The organism is Cellvibrio chitinivorans, from assembly GCF_035117775.1.
Lineage (GTDB): Bacteria > Pseudomonadota > Gammaproteobacteria > Pseudomonadales > Cellvibrionaceae > Cellvibrio > Cellvibrio chitinivorans.
On the sequence record NZ_JAYKKN010000001.1, the window covers coordinates 630230 to 645810 of the forward strand.

Annotated in this window: 15 protein-coding genes; all 15 read left to right on the top strand. The window is 51.2% G+C overall.

The genetic code is table 11. The features are described from left to right. Positions 1 to 33 precede the first annotated feature (33 nt). The 15 genes from SPL68_RS02715 to SPL68_RS02785 all read left to right on the top strand — a co-directional run bounded on the left by SPL68_RS02715 (position 34) and on the right by SPL68_RS02785 (position 15508). Entirely contained in the window at positions 34 to 1035 is a 1002-nt protein-coding gene (locus SPL68_RS02715; protein ID WP_323813526.1) for a diguanylate cyclase, read from the top strand. A gap of 104 nt (positions 1036 to 1139) precedes the next feature. Then, on the top strand, positions 1140 to 3203 hold the full coding sequence (locus tag SPL68_RS02720) for a TonB-dependent receptor plug domain-containing protein (protein ID WP_323813527.1): 2064 nt from the start codon (positions 1140 to 1142) through the stop codon (positions 3201 to 3203). Positions 3204 to 3262: 59 nt separating this feature from the next. Then, the gene (locus SPL68_RS02725) at positions 3263 to 3853 is read left to right on the top strand and encodes a YfiR/HmsC family protein (protein WP_323813528.1); all 591 of its coding nucleotides are present in this window, start codon (positions 3263 to 3265) and stop codon (positions 3851 to 3853) included. After that, positions 3846 to 5441, top strand: a complete 1596-nt coding sequence (locus tag SPL68_RS02730) for a sensor histidine kinase (RefSeq protein ID WP_323813529.1) — start codon at positions 3846 to 3848, stop codon at positions 5439 to 5441. The genes SPL68_RS02725 and SPL68_RS02730 overlap by 8 nt, the downstream gene beginning before the upstream one ends. 56 nt (positions 5442 to 5497) lie before the next feature. Beyond that, positions 5498 to 5770 (top strand): hypothetical protein, encoded by a 273-nt coding sequence (locus SPL68_RS02735; protein WP_323813530.1) that lies wholly within the window; start codon positions 5498 to 5500, stop codon positions 5768 to 5770. A gap of 5 nt (positions 5771 to 5775) precedes the next feature. Next, a complete protein-coding gene (locus SPL68_RS02740; protein ID WP_323813531.1) occupies positions 5776 to 6267 on the top strand; it encodes a sulfite exporter TauE/SafE family protein in 492 nt (163 codons plus the stop codon). A 48-nt stretch (positions 6268 to 6315) separates the two neighbouring features. Then, positions 6316 to 6753 carry an energy transducer TonB gene (locus SPL68_RS02745; protein WP_323813532.1) on the top strand — a complete coding sequence of 146 codons (438 nt, stop codon included), beginning with the start codon at positions 6316 to 6318 and terminating at the stop codon, positions 6751 to 6753. Positions 6754 to 7209: 456 nt separating this feature from the next. Further along, positions 7210 to 8268, top strand: coding sequence for a glycoside hydrolase family 11 protein (locus tag SPL68_RS02750; protein WP_323813533.1), 1059 nt, complete (start codon positions 7210 to 7212; stop codon positions 8266 to 8268). 73 nt (positions 8269 to 8341) lie between these two features. Continuing rightward, positions 8342 to 9286, top strand: a complete 945-nt coding sequence (locus SPL68_RS02755) for a HEAT repeat domain-containing protein (RefSeq protein ID WP_323813534.1) — start codon at positions 8342 to 8344, stop codon at positions 9284 to 9286. Positions 9287 to 9317: 31 nt separating this feature from the next. Then, a complete protein-coding gene (locus SPL68_RS02760; protein ID WP_323813535.1) occupies positions 9318 to 10100 on the top strand; it encodes a HEAT repeat domain-containing protein in 783 nt (260 codons plus the stop codon). 469 nt (positions 10101 to 10569) lie between these two features. Beyond that, complete coding sequence (locus SPL68_RS02765) at positions 10570 to 12081, top strand: phage tail sheath family protein (protein ID WP_323813536.1); 1512 nt, start codon at positions 10570 to 10572, stop codon at positions 12079 to 12081. A 96-nt stretch (positions 12082 to 12177) separates the two neighbouring features. After that, entirely contained in the window at positions 12178 to 12687 is a 510-nt protein-coding gene (locus tag SPL68_RS02770; protein ID WP_323813537.1) for a phage tail protein, read from the top strand. Positions 12688 to 12690: 3 nt separating this feature from the next. Then, complete coding sequence (locus tag SPL68_RS02775) at positions 12691 to 13602, top strand: T4 family baseplate hub assembly chaperone (protein WP_323813538.1); 912 nt, start codon at positions 12691 to 12693, stop codon at positions 13600 to 13602. Continuing rightward, complete coding sequence (locus tag SPL68_RS02780; RefSeq protein ID WP_323813539.1) at positions 13599 to 14486, top strand: hypothetical protein; 888 nt, start codon at positions 13599 to 13601, stop codon at positions 14484 to 14486. Before SPL68_RS02775 ends, SPL68_RS02780 begins: the two co-directional genes overlap by 4 nt. Then, on the top strand, positions 14486 to 15508 hold the full coding sequence (locus tag SPL68_RS02785) for a Pvc16 family protein (RefSeq protein WP_323813540.1): 1023 nt from the start codon (positions 14486 to 14488) through the stop codon (positions 15506 to 15508). Before SPL68_RS02780 ends, SPL68_RS02785 begins: the two co-directional genes overlap by 1 nt. Positions 15509 to 15581 lie beyond the last annotated feature (73 nt).

Consider the following 15581-nt stretch of genomic DNA (forward strand, 5'->3'; position numbering starts at 1 on the left):
TTTCCCCGCGCGGAATAACCAAAGGATGACTTTATGAATAGTTTCCAGAATTCTGGCTCTGCCAAACCCAAAGTGCTGGTGGTGGATGATGTACCCACTAATCTGGATATTTTGATTGAACATCTACATGACGAGAGTCTGGAGTTGGTGGTGGCGCTGTCGGGGGAAGAAGGGCTTAAGTTGGCGAAGGATGTGCTGCCGGATTTGATCTTGCTGGATGTGATGATGCCGGGCATGGATGGTTACAGCATGTGTCGCCTGCTCAAACAGGATCCGCAGCTTAAAGAAATACCGGTAGTGTTCCTGACCGCGCGCGATGACCCTACCGATGTGGAGTTTGGCTTTGCGCTGGGCGCGGTGGACTACATTCATAAACCTTTTAACGTATCGATTTTGAAAGCCAGAGTGCGCAGCCATTTGGCGCTCAAGCGCAAAAGTGACCAGCTGGTAAAGCTCGCGGGTACTGATCCGCTTACCGGTATTGCCAATCGTCGCCAGTTTGATGCGACTCTGGAGCGTGAATGGATGCGCGCGCAACGCAACAATACCGCGCTGTCGGTGATCATGATGGATGTGGATTTTTTCAAACGCTACAACGACCACTACGGCCATGTGGCGGGCGACAACTGTCTCAAGCGTGTCACTTTGGCCTTGCAGGCAGCCCTCAATCGGCCCGGCGATTTACTGGCGCGCTATGGCGGCGAGGAGTTTGTCACCCTTTTGCCGGAGACAGATATGATTGAAGTCATCACCGTTGCTGAGCGGCTGCGCAAGGCTGTTTATCAATTGGCGCTGGAGCATGGCGCTTCTCCGGCAAGCGGATTTGTAACTATCAGTTTGGGCGGCGCTACTGCTCTCCCTGCAAATCAACAGAGCAAGGAGGCATTGATCGCGCAGGCGGACGAACAGCTCTATCTGGCTAAACACGCAGGGCGCAATTGTGTGAGTCTGGCGACTCTGAGCTCCAAACATAATCAGGCCAGATTCAACAGTCAGCCCCAAATGACAGGGCAAGTGGTTAATTTCCGCCGTTAGCTCAGGGCAATTCCCTTCGCCCGTTTAGGTGTTGGGTTTGGTCTGTGAATAAATTGCAGTTACCCTGCCCGCCTTTTTGCTTGCTCCTATAGGATTTTGAATTGATGAAGACCCCATTTTTACCCGCGTTTCGGGTATTGGCACTTTGCCTCGTGACCTTGAGTGTTAATGATGTTTTTGCGCAATCCGGTGATGATCCTGAATTGGCGGCGCTGATGGATTTACTCAACGAAGAAACTGATCTGGCGACCCAAACCAAAATGAACGCCGATTTTGTGCCCGGCATGGTGAGTGTGTTGCACAGCGACCAATTGAAAAGTCAGGGGTACGCCACAGTGGCAGAGGCACTAAACCAAGTGCCCGGCTTTTACACCACCCTGGAAAACGCGGGTGATGTGCGCGCCATAGTGCGCGGTGCGGGCGCCTCGCTGGAGGCGAGTAATCTCAAGATTCTGGTGGACGGGGTGGCGATCAATCGCCCGGTTAACGCCTCGGCCGACTGGGCGCTGCGTTTGCCCTTGAGTCAGGTTGAACGCATTGAAGTAATTCGCGGCCCGGGTTCAGCGCTCTATGGCGAGTTTGCCTTCTCCGGCGTGGTCAATATTATTTCCCGACGCGACACCGCTGTCGCCCTGCGAACCGCCAGCCACAATCATCGTCAGCTGGATGCCATGGTCAGTCATGAGTTCGACAATGGCGTTAGCATGCAAATCAATGCCAGCGCTTGGGACAGAGACAACAGCGGTCTGCAAACCAACCCCGATAACTTTGCCCAGTCCGGCAAGGGCTATTCCCCCGGTGATGTGCAGGACGCCGTGCAAGGTCAGCTGCTATTGGCCGACTTGAGTTACAACGGCTATCGCCTGCAAGTGCAGCATGCCGATATGGAGCGCGGTGCCTGGTACGGCCAGAATGCCGCTATGCCGCGCGCACTGGCGCCGCGGGTGGAAAAAATCACTAGTGTGGAGCTGAGTAAGAACTGGCAACTGCAACAGGATCTGAGCTTGGGTATGGCCTTGGGGCAGCTGGAAACCAAAGTTGATGAGGCGACTTATCTCCCTATCCCCAAAGGGATAGATCCGCCCGGCCCCGCTCCGGTACTGATCAATGAATTCTATCGTCAGGATGGCACCAGCGATTCCAATCAACACATCCGCCTCAATCTGCGCTGGACAGGTTTGACTAATCACAATGTGTTTATGGAAGCTGGATATTCACAGAGCCAACTGGATAGCGCCTACAAGCGCATGACGCTGATAGAGGCGCCGGTTAACGGTGCCACCCCAAGTCTGGTGCAAGCCAAAGATTTGGGTGAGCGCGGCCTCACTAGCCTGACCCTGCAAGATCAATGGCAAATTCACCCGGCAGTGGAGATTACGCTGGGCGCACGCTATGACGACTACGACGATTGGGGCAACCACACCTCGCCGCGTCTGGCTGCTGTATGGCGCGCCAGCGACAGGCATATTTTCAAAGTCCAATACGCCGAAGCGTTCAGACCGCCGACACTTGGAGTATTAAATCCGGGTCCCAGCGCCGCCGAGGGCACCGTCTACGAAAGGCTGACGCAAGAGCAGCTGGACTCCACCGAAGCCAGCTATATCTATCGCGCCGTCAATTACAGCCTGCGCGCAACGCTGTTTGAATCTCAGGTTAGCGACCTGATCGAATATCGCATCACCCCCGGCCAGCGCCCCAAGTGGCACAACCTGGGTGAGATAGATTCCCAAGGCGTGGAGCTTGAGTGGCAGCAAACGCTGGGGCGCAATTGGAATTGGTTTGCCAACATTTCCTACGTGGATGCGCAGGACCCGCTCGATGTTGACCAGAAGCTGCTGGGTTCAGTGGATTGGCTGGGCAACTTGGGAGTTACCTGGAATAGCGATCAGCAGCTGAGTCATGCGTTCAATCTGCGCTACGTCGGCGAGCAGGAAGGCTGGGAGCTGCAAACCCGCACCCCGCCGACGGATCGTTTTGATGACTATGTGTTGCTTGATTACACCCTGAGTGTTCATCGCCTGTTTGCGCAGCGCGATCTGGAGCTGAAGGCGGGGGTGAAAAATCTTGCTGATCAACACTACAACACTGTGCCCACACCCTCGCAGTATCCACGGGGTTTACCCAATGGCGAGCGCACTTGGTGGGCAGAACTTGAATACGGATTTTAATTGGCAGCAGGTCGATCTAGACCTGTGCTTTTAATCGTCATATCAACTGCAGTGCTCTTATGTTAGTCAAGGTCAGGAACCATTTTGCGCGTGCGCTAATACTCCAGATAACACTGGCGGTTGCGCTCTGTTCGGTTCCTTGCCTTAGTCTTTTAGCTGATACCTTTAATGACAAACGCGCCTATGTAGGTTTGAAATTATTTCGCACGCTGGTTACAGCAGATCAACAACTTGCGCAAAAAACCAATAATAAAAATGAGCTATTAATCTATTTAGCTTTTGCCAGCAATGACAGCGCCGCGTTGGACTATCAGCAATCGCTCACTGAAACCATGCCCAAAGTACGCGAGCTGAATGTAAATATAAAAACGATTTCTCTGGCACAACTACAATCGCAAACAGCAGAAAAACCTGCCGCCATTTTTATCGCACAACAATTCAACGCTGCGGAGTTGGAACAGCTGGTGAGCTACAGCATCCAGCAAAAAATTATTTTATTTTCGCCGTTTGAGGGCGATGTTGAAAAAGGAGTACTGGGCGGATTGTCGGTTGAAGCCAGAGTGCAACCGTTGATTAACATGCACACGCTGGATAAAAGCGGTGTAGAAATAAAAAGTTTTTATCTCAAGGTGGCCAAGCAGTATGAATAATTCACACCCGAGGTCGCTTTTAAATGCATTTAATACAGTCAGCGTCTGGCGCAGTCATTTGCTGATCAGTTTGGTGTTCTTAATATTATTTGCGGCATTTTTTATTTCGCTTGGTCGCTATTGGCAAAACACTTTGCAGCCGCGACTTTATTCGACTGCGGAGACTCAGGCAAAAATTATCGCGCAATCGCAAGTCGCCATTTTGGTAGAGGTATTGGAACACAGTAAAGCTGAACAACTGGCACAAAAATTTTACGATGCGCTACAAGAAATTCTTCTAGTGGAAGATCCCGCCATCGGCGGGCGAATTGTGACTGGCATAGCACTGCAAATAGATTACGATTTGGTAGATGCTGCGCCGGCTAGTCTGGATTTACGTGAAGGCGATACCCGGTGCGTGTCCTGTTTTCAGATTTCCCTGCCGCTGATTAATCACGTCGGTGAATTATTGGGCGTGGCCGACATTTCCATCAGCGATAAATATTTTGTAGTGCTCAGCGGCGAAATGAAATCCAAACTCTATGCAGAATCCAGCGTGGCTTTGGGTTTATTGGCCGCAGTCTGGATTGCCATGCTGATAATGTTTCATCGGCTGCATAGGGCAAAGCAAGCCATTGAAGCATCGGACCGCGCCAAAACCCGTTTTATCGCCAATGTCACTCACGAATTGCGTACGCCACTTAATGCCATACTTGGTTACACCCAAATTTATAAAACCAATGATGCACTAATGGAAAGGCATGGGCAGGGTATTAACACTATCGATCGCTGTGCTGAACATCTGCTATTACTGATTAACGATATTCTAGACTTTTCGCGCGTAGATGAAGCCAATTTAAAACTTTATCCACGCGAAGTTGGTCTGGAGAATTTTTTAAAAACGCTAATAGAAATGGCAGCGGTAAGCGCCCGTTTAAAGTCCATAGGTTTCAATTACCATTTTCCTGAGCAGTTACCGGTATCGGTTGCCTTTGATGACAAACGCCTGCGCCAGGTACTGCTCAATTTGCTTAATAACGCGGTGAAATTTACCGATAAAGGCGAAGTGGTTTTTGGTGTAGAAAAACTATCTGCGAAAAGCCCCAACACCGTTCATCTGCGTTTTAGTGTGAGCGACAGCGGCATAGGCATTCCCGCAGCAGAATTAAAAAATATTTTTATCGCTTTTCATCAGGTTGATAATCCCATTACCCGCGCCGAAGGTTCCGGCTTGGGGCTAGCTATTAGCCAACGTTTAGCCAAATTGATGGGCTCTCGGCTGCAGGTAGAGAGTAGCCCCGAGCAAGGCAGTCGCTTTTGGTTTGATCTGGAACTGCCGGTATTAGCTAATGCAGGTAATTTTAATTTCCACCAACTTGATTCATCGCTAAATACACCAGCAACACTCCATCTCCCTTCCCTAAGCACCCGCCAGCGGCTGATTGAATTGGCCCAGCAGCACAATATTCTGGGTGTGCGCGCCGCAGTGAGAGAACTGGCCGAGGAATCTGAATTTCGCGAATTTCATGCACAGCTACAAACCTACGTAAATAACTATCGCTTCAAGCCTTTGGTAGAATGGCTCAAAAGTTTGGAAGAGTCTTACTGATAGCACTTATTCGGTTTGCTCTTTATTGAAATAGTTATTGCTGTGGAATTTAAAAAATGGATGAGTTGACGCTCACACAGTTGCTACTGGTGTGTTTAATTTTTGTCTGGAGCGGGTTTGTTCGCACCGGTTTGGGTTTTGGTGGGGCGATGATGTCGCTGCCGCTATTGCTGTTAGTAGATAATCGCCCGCTGGTGTATTTGCCGATTATTGCGGTGCATCTGCTGATTTTTTCTACGCTGACTGTGTGGCAGAACAATCGCAAGCGCGTTGCGAGCGATGAAAAAAACCATCGACCGTGGATTGGGTTTATCTTAAAAAATCCCTGAAAATCATGATTATTCCCAAGTTGATAGGGGTTGCCGGTTTGCTCACAATTCCGGCGAGCATCATGAGCGCGATTATTTTTGCGATTATTTCGGTTTACTCCATCACCTATATTTTGAATAAACCCTTCAAGAGTTCACACCCGGTTAGCGATGGCATTTTTCTATCGCTCGGCGCTTACATTAGCGGTACGTCTTTAATTGGCGCGCCGTTGATCATGAGTGTGTACATGGCGCATGTCGCACGCGAAAAATTGCGCGATACCCTGTTTGTGCTCTGGTTTATTTTGGTCTGTATCAAGATGGTGGCGTTTTTGATTGCCGGGGTGGATTTGCAATTGCAAGCGCATCTCTGGCTCTTGCCAGCCGCTTTCGTCGGGCATTTTTTTGGATTGAAATTTCACAAGCATTTGGTCAATGCCGACCCAGTTATTTTTTATCGGGTGATTGGCTGCGCGTTATTGGTCGTCAGTTTATTTGGGTTGGTTGCGGTGCTGTGAGATTTGTCTTTAAACTAGATAACTTCTAATAAACAGATGATGGATCAAATGATGCGAAAAAATATTCTCTTCTTACTTTTGTTATCGGGCTGTGCAAGTCAGTCCCAAGTGATTACTACTGAACAAATTGACATTGATAGATCCCAGTTAAAACATCTTGCCAGTGATGACGTTAGTATGTGGATTCCTAAAAAAGTCCCGCCTCCATATCCTTCACGAGCATTGAGCAGTGGGACCGAAGGCTGTGCCAATGTGGAGTTTATTGTTGACTCTGATGGTCGCCCTAAAAATGCGCGAGTTGTTAAATCGTCACCTGCCGGAGTCTTTGATAAGGTTGCCTTGAGTACAGTTGCAAAGTTTACTTTCTCTCCTTCAGCAACCAATTCACAGCGAGAAGCGGTTATTACTAACAACACTTTTACCTTCTTTATGAGTAATGGTCGGAGCTATGCTCAGGCAGCGGCAGAGTGCAGCCTTAATAACTGACCCGAGCCTGCGCCAATTTGCCGCATAGGCAAGTAGATTAAAGCGTCTATAATCGCAAGTGTTTAAGGGGATTCTTGCGAGTGTCTTTAAACATTTTCACTTTCTTCTCCGGCAGCTAAGTTTTAGCTGCCTTTTTTATTGCGGATTACTCATCCCATTTTTCCATTCCATTTCCTGAGCTGTAACCAAATTTCCCACCTCGGTCGCTTCAATTTACCTAGCCCGCATCATATAAATCAGACTTTATTGTTTGTTTGACTATATGCTTATGGTTTGTTTGACAATATATAAATCCAGATGTATACAAGTATGCGTTGGGCGCTGGGTGGTATTAACAATAACAGCAGTTCTGTTTGGCGCTCAATGACGCCTGTCTGCAATAGACGGGATCAACCTTCAACAGTCCACCTCCTCTATAGGCGGTATTGGTTGAGTGGCATTCACGAGACTCTAATAATGAAATTGATTGGCAAAAAAACCATGATGGCACTTGGTGCCGCTAGTGTTCTGTGTGCATCTGCGGCAAGTGCACAAACCCTCAACTCCAACTCAACCGGCACCAACAACGGGTTCTACTACACCTTCTGGAAAGACTCGGGCAGTGCGTCCATGACTTTGCAGTCGGGCGGCCGTTATACCTCGCAGTGGACCAGCAATACCAACAACTGGGTGGGCGGTAAAGGCTGGAATCCGGGCAGCAGTTCGCGCGTGTTGAACTACTCGGGCAACTACGGTGTTAGCAGTAGCCAGAACTCATATCTGGCGTTTTACGGCTGGACGCGCAATCCACTGATCGAGTACTACATCATCGAAAGCTACGGTTCTTACAATCCGGCTAGCTGTTCCGGTGGTACTGACTACGGCAGCTTCCAAAGTGATGGCGCGACCTACAACGTGCGCCGCTGTCAGCGCGTGCAACAGCCTTCTATCGATGGCACCCAGACCTTCTACCAATACTTCAGTGTGCGCAATCCGAAAAAAGGCTTCGGCAATATTTCCGGCACTATCACCTTTGCCAACCACGTGAATTTCTGGGCGAGCAAGGGGTTGAATCTGGGTAATCACGATTATCAGGTAATGGCGACCGAGGGTTACCAAAGTACCGGTAGTTCCGATATCACTGTTGCCTCTGGCAGTGGGAGCGGCGGTGGCAGCTCAAGCTCGGCGCCATCGGGCGGCAGCAAAACCATCGTAGTACGTGCACGCGGCGTTGCTGGCGGTGAAAGCATCACCCTCAAAGTGAACAACACGGCGGTACAGACCTGGACGCTGAGCACCACCATGACCAACTACACCGCAACCACCAGTCTGAGCGGCGGTTCAGTGGTGGAGTACACCAACGATGCCACTGGCCGCGATGTGCAGGTGGATTACATCAGCGTCAACGGCTCGGTGCGCCAGTCAGAAGCGCAAAGCTATAACACTGGCGTCTACCAAAACGGCAGCTGCGGCGGCGGTAATGGTATGAGCGAGTGGCTGCACTGCAACGGCGCTATCGGCTACGGAAATCTCTGAGTTATCGACAATGACAAAGGGGCAGATCTTCTGCCCCTTTTCTTCATCCACGATACCCGTACGGGAGATAGCTATGCGCCCCAGTCGTGATCTCATCTACCAATGGCTGCTACCCGCCAGTTTTGGCGCTGCGCTGGTCTTTGGTGTGCAAGTGTTTGTCGATGATAGTGAGCATTCGCAGCAACAAATTAGCCTGCTGGAAAACCGGATTCTGGACTTGGAGTTACAGCTTCAGCAAAGCCAAGCCGATCTGGAAGATGCGCGCTTTTTTGCTGCGGGGGATTTTGCCTCCCTCGCCCAAGGTCAGCCTGCAAAACCAACGTCATCCGCGCGGGCGAGCCAAGACCAAAACCTGCCCGCCGCTGTGGATAAGAATCAAGCATCCGTTCCTGCTGCGCCCGACAGTGACAGTCTGTTGCGCGATTTGAGTACTCAGTCGGAACGCGATCCGCGCGCGCTTTCGGAAAAAATCGCCGACTTGCTGGCGCAGGATTCCAGCCGCACCAATATCGCTATCGCCAGCAAGAGTCTGGTCGATCTGGCCGACAACCGCGCGCTCTTGCCCGACTATGAACTCGAAGCCCTCTACCAACAGCAACGCAACCCCGAGTTGCAGCGGGTAGCAGCGCAGGTGATGGCTGCACGCGGCGATAATCGTCTGCTCGAACAGCAAATCGCCAACAGCGAAACCCGCTTGCATAGCGACCAACCGGAGCAGCGTCAGCAGGCGTTGATTGCACTGGCTAAAACCCGCTACGCCAGCGCGGCCAATCTGATAACCCCGTTGCTGCAGGATCAGGACACAGGCGTAAAACTCGACGCACTTTTAGCCCTGCGCGCCACTGGCAACCAGCGCCACTTGCACGCGGTGAATGCGCTGGTGAATGACCCTGACCCAGCCGTTAGTTGGTTGGCGCGCGATGTGAGCAGCAGCTTGCAAAACCTGAGCGACAGCGCCCGCACCCAGTTGGCCACCGCCGATATAGTCGCCGAGCTACCAGTGATCCCTTCTCAGTAAAACAGCTCAGTAATTTGATTAAAGGAAATTTATGAACCCGCCTCGCTACCATCGCCACCATTTATTGCTCGCCCTTTGTATCGGCGCGGCGCTGGGCTATGGCGCGCATGTTGGTTTGCAGAGGTGGAGCGATAACCGCGATCACTTAGCGATCAACAGGGTGCCAGAGCTTGCGCTGGCCGCAACAGAAGCTGCGGCACCGGCGGTGGATATAGAGCAACTGCGCAAGGATTTAAGTACCCGATTTATCGGCGACCCGCGCACCCTGGGTGAAAAGCTGCGCGACTTTGTGGGCGAAAATAGCATCCCCCAAACGATTCCCCTCGCCTGCAAGGTTGTTGTGGATTTGGCCGAAAATCCCGCTGCGCTGAGCAACCAAGAGCTGATCGAGCTGTACCGGAATCAGACGGATAAGGACTTACAACGAGTGATAGCGCAGGTGTTATCGCTGCGCGGCGACAACCAACTGTTGGATGATTTTGTGAATAAAACTGCGCAAGCACTGGCCGGTGATAACCCCCTCGCCCAGCGCGCCGCCCTACAAACCCTCGCCAAAACCCACTACGCCGGAGCCGCCAACGCACTCTTGCCGGTACTGCAAACCAGCGACACCAGTGTGCTGCTGGATGCACTTTTGGCATTGCGCGCCACTGGCAATGAAAGTCATCTGGTTGCGCTCGAACCGCTGCTCAATCACACCGATGAGTCAGTCAGCTGGCTGGCGCAGGATGCCTTCAAACATCTGCAAAACCTGAGCACCAAAGCGCGCACCCGAATCTCGCTTGCGGATATCAATGCAGAACTGCCGCAGTAAATAATTTGTGCCAAAAAAATGTGTAGATGCTTCCCACTTGCCTGAACAAAATATTCCGTTGATCGGTAAAAAAATGATTGCGATGCCAATGTGAATATTCACCAAAGAGGGAGTTTGACAAGCAGAAAAAACTAGCTCATAAAATAATCAGTTCACAAACAAACGTATTTTTCCCCGCTGTTTTTTGTTGTCGCTTTTGTTGTCACCTTTACTGTCATTGTCGTTGCAAAACTCACGCTATTCGCTGTCATCAAAATATTTATTTTGTCGTCGAAATTATTAAAAGTTGTGTTGTTTTAGCTGTCTTTATCGTTCAAGGATGTGTGAGTCGCCTTTCTCTTGGCATGTTGCACGTCCGTTTGGTTTATCCATTTCATAAACGAGTCTGAATCAGAAGGATGTCTGCCAGACGACTATCGCATTCGTCTCTGCTTCTTTCCGATTTCTGCACAAAACGGAGAAAGCGCTCATGCCCAGTTACCTGCACCCCGGTGTTTACATCGAAGAAATTCCCAGCGGTTCCAAACCTATCGAAGGTGTATCCACCTCGACCACGGCATTTGTGGGCACCACCTTTCGCGGGCCGGTTAATACGCCAACCTTGATCGGTACCTGGGATGAATATGTCGCGCAGTTTGGTGATTTTAATCAGCGCACCGGCATTCAAAGTGAAACTGACGCAACGGCATTAGCCGTGCGTGCGTTTTATCAAAATGGCGGAAAAGCGGCTTACATTTGTCGTCTGTTGGGCGGTTCTCCGACAGCGGCGACCCTCACTATCAATAAAGATGCAACACCTGTTTTAAAAATAACAGCATCAAGCCCGGGTGAATGGGCAAATAATTTAGGTGTTGGTGTTTATGCAAATGGGGCAGGATTTGATTTGGCAATTGGGACTCAAATTGGATCAGAGTTTGTTCCCATTATTGGCGAATATTTTAAAGGATTATCGCTGGTAGAAACTGCGGATAATTTTGCTGAAAAAGTCGTAAATGCTTCATCGCGTTTGGTAACAGTGGAGGTGCTTTCAACCACTTTGCCAACAATGCATGCAGCGGGCGCATTTACGGATATAGCCGATGGCGCGGCAGGTTCAGCTGCAACCGTCACTGAATACCAATCTTTGTACGACAATGTGTTGCGCAAAGTTTCCGATGTTTCAATTATCGTTTTGCCGGGAAAATTTTATCCAGATAATTCCGATATTGTTGACGCGACCATCGCTCACTGTGAAGCGACAATGAGCCGTGTAGCCATTATCGATATTGAAAATGAAGAGTTAGATAGCGCTTCAGATGTTGATGGTCTTGGGCTGCCCACCTCCACCTATTCCGTTTTATTTTATCCCTGGGTGACGATTAATAATCCCTTATTCAATGCGGATACCAATCCCACTGCGGCAACCACCATTCAAATTGCGCCCTCTGCAATTGCTGCGGGTATGTGGACAAAAATCGATGGAAAACGCGGCGTGTGGAAAGCACCTGCCGGTGTAGAGACGCGCATTAATGTTGCGGGTGTCGCCTACGATGTTGAAGATTTGGAGCAGGATTTTCTCAATCCACTCGGCGTGAATTGCATTCGCAAACGCCCCGGTTATGGCCCGGTATTTTGGGGCAGCCGCACACTCGCTACCAAAGCCGATCCTGAATGGCGCTATGTGCCTGTGCGCCGCACGGCAATTTATATCGAGCAAAGTATTTTTAACGGCATTCAGTGGGCGGTATTTGAACCTAATGATCATCCGCTGTGGAGTTCACTGCGCGCCAATATTGGTTCATTTATGAATGGCCTGTTTCGCGCGGGCGCGTTTCAAGGCAAGACTGCCGATGAAGCTTATTTTGTGCGCTGCGGGCTGGGCGACACTATGACGCAAGGCGATATAGATCGCGGCCAAGTGATTATTGTGGTGGGTTTTGCTCCGCTGAAACCGGCGGAATTTGTGATCCTGCGCTTACAGCAAAAAGTCGGTCAGCAATAGTCGATCAGTAGTTATCGATTGGCAATTATCGATTAGTACGGCAGCAGGATTTTTATTTTTTAATTCCGCACTTTAAATATTTTCAGGAGAGAAAAAATGGCCGCACCCATGTTCTCGGTCAATGCGCATCGCTACGATCCCTATCGCACTTTTATGTTTCAAGTGATTATCGACGGCAAGGTCGTTGCCGGTTTAAAAAAAATGAGCGTGCTGAAAAAAACCACTGAGGCAGTCAAGTGGCGCACCGCCGGTGACCCATCACACGAGCGCGTATTACCCGGTGGCACCAGCTATGAAGCAATTACCTTGGAGCAGGGATTAACCCACGATCCGGTATTTGAAAATTGGGCCAATCTGGTGAATAACATTCAGGGCAGTTCGGGCATGTCGCTGAAAGATTTTCGCAAAGACATAGTGCTCAACGTATTGAACTTGCAAGGCACAGTGGCGATTTCTTACAAGGTGTATCGCGCCTGGGTTTCCGAGTATCAAGCGCTGCCGGAATTTGATGCGGGCACCATGAATGCGGTGGGCATTCAAAGCATTGTGTTGCAGCACGAAGGTTGGGAGCGCGACAACTCAGTCAACGAACCCGCGGAGAATTGATTCGTGAATTTGCCCGGCGGATTGATCATGGAAGTCGATGGCGAAACTCAGCGCCTGTGCGATTTTAGTTTTCGCCCGATTACCGGCGCGCTTGAATTGCGCTTGCAAGATTTGCTGCACGACTGCCGCGCCAATCAGGATACGCATCCACTCTGGATCAGCCAATTTTTAACCACCGTGCTCGCACGCATCGCCACTCACACCATTGTGCAGAGCGATGAAAAAAGTGTGGCGCAAGGCTTGGCGCTGGTGCGCGAACTCTGTGTGGCCGACCGCCATTTTTTATTATTGCAATGGCGTTTGTTTGTTGCGGGTGGCAGTGATTACGAATGGTTGAGTGCGCACTGCCCAGAGTGTGAAGCGCGCTACGATTTTCCGCTTGAATGGGCGGAACTGCCGATAAAACCGGCGGGTGAAAACTTTCCGCAGATTCGTTTTAGATTGTCATCGGCAGTAAATGGTGAAGATGAAATTCAGGTGCGTGTTCCGCGCGGCAGCGATCAGGAATTTATCGCGCAGTTAACCACGCGCGATGCAACGCAACTGCGCCGCGCACTGTTGCAGCGATTAATCCTGCAGGAAAATTCTGCCGCGTTAATTAATCATCTCAGCGATGAACATATTGTCGCGCTTGAATCGGCGCTGGAGCAGGCGTCGCCGGAAATTGCCGAACAGTTGCAACTGAGTTGCCCTGAATGTGGAACGCAACATCAGGTGCAATTGGATTGGTATCGCGGTATGCACAAACCGGTGGATGAACTGCTCGATCAAATTCATCAACTCGCGGCCAATTATCACTGGAGCGAACAGGAAATTCTCGCGCTGCCACAAGCGCGGCGCATGGCCTATTTGCAGCGACTTGAACGCGCACGCGGGATTAGCCGCTGGAGCAATGAGGGAGGCGCGGCACTGTGAGCGGTAAAATCAATAATTTTCAGCAAGGATTTTTTGCGCGCATTATTCGCGATGCGCTGACTCCTTTGCCTGATGATTCACATGCGCGTCCAGCATTTGAATTAGAAGAGTCTGTGCAACAAATGCTGTCACCTGTAACAGATACACATCTCAATTCGAGCGCTCAGGATTCACAGCACAAATTATCTGCAAACACATCGACGCCCGCTGACAACTCGCGTGTGGCTGTGAATTTCTCTGATCCTGTTGCTCAGCCGGCGATGGTTAACCCCAGTGGAACTGATGCGCCTCATGTCGTTGCCAATAACGCTAGTACATTGGTGGATAAGCAAGCGCGAATTGCGACATCAGCAACACAACCCCTAACACAATCAGTAACAGCACCAGCGCCCGTGCTACCGACCAAGGTCATTCAATCAGCGTCAAAAAAAATGCCGCTGCGAATTAGCACACGCAGCGCGCCGACATTCGATCAGCCGGTATTTCACTCACAACCTGTTAATCAACAGCAACTTAATCGGCCGATATTTAACAAGCAGCATTTAACACCTGCGCCGGATTTAACCAGTGCTCGCCAACCCACTACAAGCGAAGCCAGCACCAGCCAGGGCGAACGGTCTGCGCACGAATCTGCACAGCCGCAGGTATCTATGGCGGAACCTCATTGCAGCAAGCGGCTGTTAAGCGAAAGTGTTTTGGCCGAGCGCCTTGCGCTAGAAAAACCATCGGCGCCGCAATTGCGGATCGGTGCGGTCAGTATTCGGGTGATAGATAGTGCGCCTGCTCAGGCAGCCGCTCAGCGCCCGAGTGACGTTGGGAAAAAAGCGCAAATCTCAGATGCCATCACCAGCGCGGACAGCCGCCAATTTTTGAGGACACTCTAATGGCGCTGCCGGACTCCTCCTTGTATCTCGCCTGCAAAGCGCTGGTCGATGGGCTGGAAGAAGGTATTCAGGCCAATACCCACGAGATCAGTATTTCCATGGGGTCGCCGGCGGATATCGCCAGCAAAACCGATGAGAATCGCCTCAATCTGTTTTTTTATCGCTTTGAACCCTCGGGTTTTCAGGCCGGTGTACACCCCAACGAACCTTGGCGCATACGCATGTTTGTGCTGGTGACCTGTATGACCAAGCTGGATCAGGATCAGGGTTTGGAGGATTTGCGTCTGCTGGGCATGGTGATGTCTTACTTCAATGAACATCGGCTAATGCCACAAGTGACTATCGGCACTGAGCAGTTGCGCCTGCAAGTGGTGTTTGTGCCCGCAAGCGAAGAGCAGCTCAACCAGATTTGGTCGACTCAGGGCGATACCAGCTATCGCCCCTCGGTGATTTACGAGGTTTCGCTCGCGCCGATTATGCCCACCAACCTGCGCGGTGAACCGCCGCGCGTCGGTTTTACCGGCTTGGAAACCCGCGCCGATATGCGCCGCCGCTTTGAGCCTTTTGCGGGCAGTTTGCGCGCGCTGCCGGTCAGCCGCCACGCGGTCAATAGCGCCAATCCGGCCTGGACACCGGTGATCTGCTGGGTGGAGGGCGATGCTTGTAGCAGTGTGCTGAGTATTGATGTGGACGCGGTTGACCCGGCCACAGTCAAACCGCGCCTGTGGGTCGCTGGTCAGGCGGGCGCGTCGATCAGCCTCGAATGGCAAGTTTGGCAGGATGAGCGCTGGAACGAGGCGGATGGCGGCAACTTGGTTATCAGTTCGGCGGCGATAGAGCCGGAATCCATCCCCGTCGGTCTGCCGACCATTGATCTGCCCACGCTGACCCTGACCGATGCCGCGCGCTGGCAATTACTGCTCTACGCGGTGCGCAGCTATCAAGCGTTTAGCGGCGGCCCCAGCATCACTCTGCGCAGTAATCCCCTGTTAATCACCCTCTACCGGGAGGCGACCGAATGACCCAGTCGCTTGCCCTAGATAGCGAAATGCTGGCCGAACAAGCCGCTCAGGCCGCGCCGCCCCTGCTGGGCAA

Excerpts from the sequence above, each read along its gene's own strand:
- SPL68_RS02730 (WP_323813529.1), top strand. The coding sequence starts at position 3,846 with ATGAATAATTCACACCCGAGGTCGCTTTTAAATGCATTTAATACAGTC.
- SPL68_RS02740 (WP_323813531.1), top strand. The coding sequence starts at position 5,776 with ATGATTATTCCCAAGTTGATAGGGGTTGCCGGTTTGCTCACAATTCCG.
- SPL68_RS02725 (WP_323813528.1), top strand. The coding sequence starts at position 3,263 with ATGTTAGTCAAGGTCAGGAACCATTTTGCGCGTGCGCTAATACTCCAG.
- SPL68_RS02785 (WP_323813540.1), top strand. The coding sequence starts at position 14,486 with ATGGCGCTGCCGGACTCCTCCTTGTATCTCGCCTGCAAAGCGCTGGTC.
- SPL68_RS02755 (WP_323813534.1), top strand. The coding sequence starts at position 8,342 with ATGCGCCCCAGTCGTGATCTCATCTACCAATGGCTGCTACCCGCCAGT.
- SPL68_RS02715 (WP_323813526.1), top strand. The coding sequence starts at position 34 with ATGAATAGTTTCCAGAATTCTGGCTCTGCCAAACCCAAAGTGCTGGTG.
- SPL68_RS02770 (WP_323813537.1), top strand. The coding sequence starts at position 12,178 with ATGGCCGCACCCATGTTCTCGGTCAATGCGCATCGCTACGATCCCTAT.
- SPL68_RS02765 (WP_323813536.1), top strand. The coding sequence starts at position 10,570 with ATGCCCAGTTACCTGCACCCCGGTGTTTACATCGAAGAAATTCCCAGC.
- SPL68_RS02750 (WP_323813533.1), top strand. The coding sequence starts at position 7,210 with ATGAAATTGATTGGCAAAAAAACCATGATGGCACTTGGTGCCGCTAGT.
- SPL68_RS02745 (WP_323813532.1), top strand. The coding sequence starts at position 6,316 with ATGATGCGAAAAAATATTCTCTTCTTACTTTTGTTATCGGGCTGTGCA.
- SPL68_RS02760 (WP_323813535.1), top strand. The coding sequence starts at position 9,318 with ATGAACCCGCCTCGCTACCATCGCCACCATTTATTGCTCGCCCTTTGT.
- SPL68_RS02735 (WP_323813530.1), top strand. The coding sequence starts at position 5,498 with ATGGATGAGTTGACGCTCACACAGTTGCTACTGGTGTGTTTAATTTTT.
- SPL68_RS02720 (WP_323813527.1), top strand. The coding sequence starts at position 1,140 with ATGAAGACCCCATTTTTACCCGCGTTTCGGGTATTGGCACTTTGCCTC.